Source organism: uncultured Lutibacter sp. (genome assembly GCF_947493565.1).
In the GTDB taxonomy this organism is placed as follows: Bacteria; Bacteroidota; Bacteroidia; order Flavobacteriales; family Flavobacteriaceae; genus Lutibacter; species Lutibacter aestuarii.
Genome location: NZ_CANLRG010000010.1, coordinates 94,387 through 101,328, shown reverse-complemented (window position 1 = coordinate 101,328; position 6,942 = coordinate 94,387). Strand labels below are relative to the sequence as shown.

Genomic DNA, 6,942 nt, shown 5'->3' with positions numbered 1-6,942 from the left:
ATCAGTTTATTAAGTTTATTATCGACATCTCTTTGGTTAGAAAACTCAATTTTAGTTTCTCAAAAGTGATGATTAGATTTTTAAAACAAGTAGATATTTTTAGCTAACAAGTAGTGATTTTTAATAAAAAGTCTTTTATGTAAAATTTATCCTCTTTTATGATTAATTTTTACACTTTTAAAGAGGATAAATCATCAATTTTACATGCTTATAAAAACAAATGTTCATATATTTATCCCGTAATAAATTAAAATTAAGTGCTTTAGCAGGTTGCTAAATTAAATTTGGATTAAATGACAAAACCTATTTTAAAGAGTTTTAAGAACGAAAAACGCTCCTTCAAATTATTATTTACTACTATTTATCTATTACTAAATAGTTTAAATTTTATAGGTCAGGAGCACTATAATTTTATTCACTTATCACCAACTCAAAATAAAAGAGCTCTTTATATTAGTGAAATTATCCAAGACCAAAATGGCTATATTTGGTTGAACTATTCTTCAGGATATGCAAAATATGACGGTAATAATTATTTTTACACAAGTATTAATGAAATATTTGAACAAAAAGAATCTGATGATTATATAAATGATATTACTAAAGATTTTAAAAACAATATTTGGATTACCACTAAAAATGGATTGGCAGCTATTTGTGATACTTTAGGAAATTACGAACAAATAGATGCTATAAAAGGAAAACCAGTTCAGGTAATACATACAACTAAAAAGTCGGTTGTTCTAGGAACAAAAAAAGGAGACATCTACAAGTATAATTACACTGATAATAAACTTCATAAAATAACTTCAATACCTAATATTGCTTATAATGTTTTAGAAATATTACAAATTGTTGAAACTGAATCAAATGACTTATTTATAAGTACTGAAAAAGGGAAAATTTTTCATTATTCTAATAAAGAGAATAAATTAAGTATCCTTAATGGGCCATTTTCAGACTATCCAGGAAACTTATATATTACTGTAGATTTATCCAATAAATTATGGATAGGAACAGAAACATTTGGACTATTTGTTTATGATATAAATGAGAAAAAATTTGTTCAGGACGCTCTTTTTAAAAAGCCTATTTATAAAATAAAAAATGAAATGTTTATTACACTTTACTGTGATAGTAAGGGCTATATTTGGGCAGGTACTGATGGTGGAGGATTGTATCGAATTCATTCTCAAAAAGGAACCATTCAATTATATACACACCAAAATAATAATAAATTTTCCTTAAGTAGTAACACTGTAATTGATATTTATGAAGATGCTCACGAGAATATTTGGGTAGCCACAAATTATGGGGGTTTAAATATTTTACCAGAAGTTAATAATAAAATTAATTATTATGAGGGTTCTGCTAATAATACACCATCAAGAGTTTTATCAATATACAAAAGTAAAAATGGTACTTTATGGGCAGGTACTGATGGCACTGGTTTAACAGAGATTAAACCAGTAAACGGTGTAAGTTCTAAAAAACAATACTTTACAAGTAATCAACAAAAAAAAGGATTTTATATTCAGTCAATTATTGAGGATGATATATCAAATATGTGGATTGGCACCTATAAAAATGGGTTATGGCACTACAACTCAAAAAATAAAACATTTAATAACATTCCTATAAAAAACTCACTATTACAAAAAGCTTCAGATGTAAGAAGCGTTTTTAAAGACTCTAAAGGAAGAATATGGGTTGCATCTAACCTTTCATTAACTATATATTCAAGTAATTTAAAATTACTGGCTTCTTTTGATAATAATACTAAAGGATTAAAAGGAAGTATCGCTGAAAGTTTTATTGAAGATAAAAAAGGAACCATATGGATTGGATACTTTAAAGGTGGTCTTTTTAGATTTGATGAAAATGTATCAGATATTAAAAACTCAAGTTTTGCTTATGTAAGTTATTATAATGAAAAAGAATATAGCAATGATATTCCAGGAATAAAATTTATGGAATTAGATAGTTTAGGATTTATTTGGTTGATAAATTCACATGGTAAACTATTTAAATATGACCCAACAAAAAACAAGTACGAATCTTTTCAAAATTGCCCTTCTTTTAAAAATATTGATTTAAGATCTGTACTTGCCGAAAATGAAAATAATCTTTGGTTAAGTTCTTCAAATGGTATTTTACACTTTAACATTAAAGATTCTATAGTGAATAAATATTTAGGAATTGATGGTCTTCAAGATAATTTCTTTTTACCAAGAAGTGCTTTTAAAGATGATGAAGGAATTCTTTATTTTGGTGGAATAAATGGCTTAAATAGTTTTAAACCCAATGAAATTTCAAAAAAAGAATCTAAAGCAAAACTGTATATTCATTCTTTAGAAATTTTAAATCAACCTGCAGATTCTTTAATTCCAAAACAAATTACCTCAAACATAGCTTACTTAAAAAAAATAAAACTGCAACCTAACCAATCTTCATTCTCTTTTAGGTTTTCTGCTATTGATAATGTTTTAAATCCAAATTACAACTATGCTTATAGATTGTTAGGGTTTAATGATGAATGGATAACTGCCAAAAAAGAACAGCTAGCTACCTATACCAATATTCCCTCTGGAAATTATACTTTTGAAGTAAAAGCAAGCTCTAAAAATGGTGTATGGAACATTCCTCCAAAAAAAATTGATATCAGAATTACTCAACCTTTATGGAATAAACCTATTGCATATTTCTTCTATTTTTTAATTTTAGCATTCATAGGTTTACTAATAAAAAAATGGTACGATTTAAAGAAAAAATTAATTTCTGAAACAATTAGTTATAATAAAGAAAAAGAATTACATGCATTAAAAATGAACTTTTTTGCTAAAATGTCGCACGAAATTCAAACTCCTCTTACTCTTATATCAAGCCCTATAGATAATATGTTAATGCGAGCTGAAGAAAATGGAAACCTTTTACTAAAACAACGTCTTCAAATTATTTCTAATAACGTAAAACGTTTATCAAGAATAGTTTTTGAACTTACCACTGTTAGAAATAAAGAGTTAGATAAAATTAGATTATTTGTAACCAAAAACAATTTATGCAAGGAAATAAATGACATTGCTCTTTCTTTTAAAGAACAAGCAAGGCTAAAACATATAGACTTTACTATTAATTGCCCAAAAAATATATCAGAAGTTTGGTACGATAAAGATAAGTTTGAACATATTATTTATAACTTATTAGCCAACGCATTTAAGTTTACACCTAAAGAAGGCAACATACAACTTATTGCCTTACCAATAAATAATAAAAACTCCATAAAAATTGCTGTGTCCGATTCTGGACCAGGCATTTCAAAGGAAGAAATGAAAAATATTTTTACGCTTTTTTATCAATCAAAAGCAGGTAAAAAAAACAAAGGTACTGGTATTGGACTGGCTTTAACAAAAGAGCTAATTGACTTACATAGAGGGAAAATTGAAGTAAATTCATCTACAATTGAAGGCACCACTTTTACCGTTACTTTACCTATTACTAAAGATGCTTATTTAGAAGAAGAACGTATTGTTACTGAAGAAACTAACACTTACAATATAAAAGCTATTGAAGAAGAGGTTCAAAACACAGAAAAACCAAACAACTTAAAACACCATAAAACAATTTTAATTGTAGAAGATAATTTTGAATTACAACATCTTTTAAAAGATTTATTTTCTCCTATTTATAACGTTATTTTAGCTGAAAATGGAAAAGAAGGCTATTATTATGCAAAAAGTAATCATCCAGACATTATTTTAAGTGATATTATGATGCCTGAATTGGACGGAATTGAAATGTGCACGTTGCTTCAAAAAGATAAACTCACAAAACACATTCCTATAGTTTTATTAACTGCCAAAAATTCTACCAAATCAAAAATATTAGGTTTAAAATCTGGAGCTATTGAATTTATTAATAAACCTTTTAATACAAATGAGCTATTATTAAAAATTAACAACATCATAAAATCTACCGAACACATTATTTCTAACTTTAAAAAAGAAGTAATTAGTAATCCAGAGATTAATATAGATAAATCAAACGATGATATTTTTTTAGAAAATTTAATTGCGGCTATTAATTCTAAAATTGAAAATCCCAATTTTAAAATGGAAGAATTAGCTGAAGCATTAAATGTAAGCTACTCAGTTCTTTACAGAAAATGTCAAGCATTAACTGGCGAAGGATTGGTAGACCTCGTACGCTTACTACGTTTAAAAAAAGCTGCTATAGTTATTGCAAAATATGGTTATAGTATCTCTGAAGCTGCTTATATCTCAGGATTTAACGATCCAAAATACTTTTCAAAATGTTTTAAAAAACACTTTGGAAAAACGCCAAATACTTTTAAAAAGGAAGCACTCCAAACAGGTTCAGAAAATTATCTTAAAAAATATAAATTAGATACCTATGCCTAAAAACAGGTTTTTTATTTTTAAATAGACGATACGTTTCCAATATCTGAAAGTGACACACAAGCTAGATAAGAACCTGGAATAGGATCATAGTGTAGTATTTCTTTTCCAACACTTTCAGAAGTATAATAGCCAAAAAGTGTATAGTGCCTAATAAAAGTTAAATATTTATAAATGCAGTATAACTCTTTATTTTTAACCTTGTCTTCTGCTTTGTTTAATAATTCAAATATTTGACGTTGTTGATCTGCAGAAATTTTAAAAAATATAGAAATTAAATGTAAAAAATCTTCTCGACTTCCATTTTCAACTTCTTTTTTAAACATCGCTTCAAACTTAGTTTTAAAATATTGCGCACCCTTTAAAAAAATTTGTTGTTCGTTTTCAAAAAAAACATCTTTTAAAATTAAATCAATAAATTGAGGAATATTTACATCTAAAGCACCTATAGTTTTAGAAGCTGGCACAATAATATCTACAATATTTTCAAGAACAAAAGCCTGTTTATTATCTAAAAGAAGTGGCTTCCAAGATAAGTTCTCTTTTTGACTACATGAAGTTAATAGTTGCATTATAGCAGGAGTTGCAATAACAGAGCCTAACCAAAAAGGGGTTGTTTTAAGTAAATCTCTCCTGTTCATTTATTTGTTAATTTTTAATTGCTTTACCGCATGGTTAGCTGCTCTAGCAGTTAAAGCCATATAGGTAAGTGATGGATTTTGATAAGCTGAGGAAGTCATACAAGAACCATCTGTAACATAAACATTAGGCACCCCATGAATTTGATTGTTTTTATTCAACACTGAAGTTTTTGAATCATTTCCCATTCTTGCTGTTCCCATTTCATGAATTGCATGTCCAGGATAACAAGGTTCATCAAAACCTTCTACATTTTTAAACCCCGCCAATTGAAACATTTTTATAGCCTCTTGTTGCATATCTTTTCTCATTTCCCTTTCATTTTCTTTAAATTCACAATCAAAAATTACCGTTGGTAACCCCCATTGATCAAGCTTATCATAATTTAAGTACATTTTATTTTCATGATAAGGCAAACATTCACCAAAGCCACTCATTCCAATCTTCCATGGCCCTGGCTTAAATAACTCTTCCTTTAATTCTTCTCCAAAACTAAGTTCATTTATAGCTCGAGTCCAATTTTTTCTGCTTGCACTACCTTGAAATCCATATCCTCTTATAAATTTATGATCAGATTTATTTCCAGATAAATTTCTAAATCTAGGAATATGAAAACTCGCTGGTCTTCTTCCTTTATAATATTTATCATCAAAACCTTCAACAATAGCAGTAGCACCAACTTTAAAATGATGATCCATTAAATTATGACCTAATTCCCCACTATCATTACCCAAACCATTTGGATATCTTTCAGATTTAGAATTCAATAAAATTGAGGTAGTGGCAACCGTAGAAGCACAGCAAAAAATTACTTTAGCCTTAAAAACTACTTTTTCTAGGGTTTCAGCGTCAATCACTTCAACTCCATCAGCCACACCATTTTTATCGTTATAAATAATTTTTGAAACAATTGAATTTGGCCTCAGTGTCATATTTCCAGTTTTTTGAGCTGCTGGAAGTGTTGACGAATTACTGCTAAAGTAAGCTCCAAAAGGACAGCCTCTCATACACCTATTTCTATACAAGCAATTACTTCTGCCTAAATGTACTTTATCACCTGTAAGGTTTGCAAAACGACCTATGGTAAGTTGTCTATCCTTATAATTTTCAATTATCTTATGTTTAAATTCATTTTCAACACAATTTAAATCCATTGGTGGTGAGAGAATTCCGTCAGGGAAATGAGGTAAGCCTAAATTTTCTCCACAAACTCCAATAAATTCTTCAACTTTATCATACCAAGGTGCAATATCTTTATACCTAATAGGCCAATCAATAGCAATACCATCTTTTTTGTTAGCTTCAAAATCTAAATCACTTAATCTTAAACACTGTCTTCCCCATGTTATAGAACGTCCCCCAACATGATAACCTCTAATCCAATCAAATCTCTTATCTTCATTATAAGGATGTTTTAGGTCATTTACAAACCAGTGTTTAATACTTGGATGAGTAACAAAACCTGTTCTCCTTTGTTTTTGCTGCTTCTCAAGCTCACTTGCATTGCTTAAACCTTGATACTTAAAATCCCAAGGATCCATATTGGTTGTCGTATAATCCGTGATATGATTTACCATTCTTCCTCTCTCTAGCACCAAAGTTTTAAGTCCTTGTTCACAAAGTTCTTTTGCGGCCCATCCACCTGAGATTCCTGTACCAATTACAATAGCATCGTATGTAACCATCTTAAATTTATCTTTTCCTTAATAACTTAAAAATTGTTAAGTCTACTTTACACAAAAAAAGAAAATATAGTCTTAAAAAAGGAGGAAATTTATGTCTAAATTGGTAGTTAGATTAACTTTTTTAATACTTTTTAAATCAAAATTATAAACAAAAAAGCTCAACACATTAGTGTTGAGCAAACTTATTTTTTCAGCAGAGAGGA

The 6,942-nt window shown here is 28.4% G+C and carries 3 protein-coding genes; 1 reads left to right on the top strand and 2 read right to left on the bottom strand.

Annotated features, from left to right (window positions below; all coding sequences use genetic code 11):
• Positions 1-293: 293 nt before the first annotated feature.
• Positions 294-4,418 (top strand): two-component regulator propeller domain-containing protein, encoded by a 4,125-nt coding sequence (locus tag Q0714_RS12825; protein WP_298265682.1) that lies wholly within the window; start codon positions 294-296, stop codon positions 4,416-4,418.
• Between the two features lie 17 nt (positions 4,419-4,435).
• On the opposite strand, the gene Q0714_RS12820 is transcribed toward Q0714_RS12825, so the two are convergent.
• Positions 4,436-5,056: a gluconate 2-dehydrogenase subunit 3 family protein gene (locus Q0714_RS12820; RefSeq protein WP_298265680.1), complete on the bottom strand. Its 621-nt coding sequence runs from the start codon at positions 5,054-5,056 to the stop codon at positions 4,436-4,438.
• Positions 5,057-6,739 (bottom strand): GMC family oxidoreductase, encoded by a 1,683-nt coding sequence (locus tag Q0714_RS12815; RefSeq protein ID WP_298265678.1) that lies wholly within the window; start codon positions 6,737-6,739, stop codon positions 5,057-5,059. It abuts the gene before it with no gap.
• Positions 6,740-6,942 lie beyond the last annotated feature (203 nt).